The 448-nt window shown below is 59.6% G+C and carries 1 protein-coding gene; it reads left to right on the top strand.

Translation table 11 applies throughout. From position 1 onward, the window contains the following. On the top strand, positions 1-380 hold a 380-nt coding region (locus tag GS12_RS22845; protein ID WP_034951364.1), incomplete at its 5' end, for a TIGR03747 family integrating conjugative element membrane protein. Between the last annotated feature and the right edge of the window lie 68 nt (positions 381-448).

Below are 448 nucleotides of genomic sequence, written 5' to 3'. Positions count from 1 at the left end.
CCCGGGAAATCAACAGCTGGAGCGGCTGGCTTGCCGGCTACCTGCGTGAATATCTGCTGGCTACGGTATGGATAAGCATTATCACCCTGGTACGCGTCACCATCCTGGTGCTCTCCGTGCCGCTGTTTGTGCTGGTCGTGGTGGTGGCGCTGGTTGAGGGGCTGGGGCGGCGTGATCTGCGGCGGTACGGCGCGGGGTATGAAAGTTCGTTTGTCTATCACCATGCCAAAAAGCTGGTCAAACCGGCCGCTGTGGTGCCCGCCATGCTGTACCTTTCCTGGCCCACGGCGGTTTACCCCAATCTGCTGTTGTTGCCGGCGGCTGTCCTGCTGGGGATCGCCGTGACCGTGACCACGGCTTCGTTCAAGAAGTATCTTTAAATCAGGGCTGGACGGAGGCGTGCAAAACGTGTTTTGCGCGCCTGCCGTCAGCAGACAAGCTATGTCAT

Source organism: Erwinia oleae (assembly GCF_000770305.1).
In the GTDB taxonomy this organism is placed as follows: domain Bacteria; phylum Pseudomonadota; class Gammaproteobacteria; order Enterobacterales; family Enterobacteriaceae; genus Erwinia; species Erwinia oleae.
This window is presented reverse-complemented; position numbering and strand designations above follow the sequence as displayed.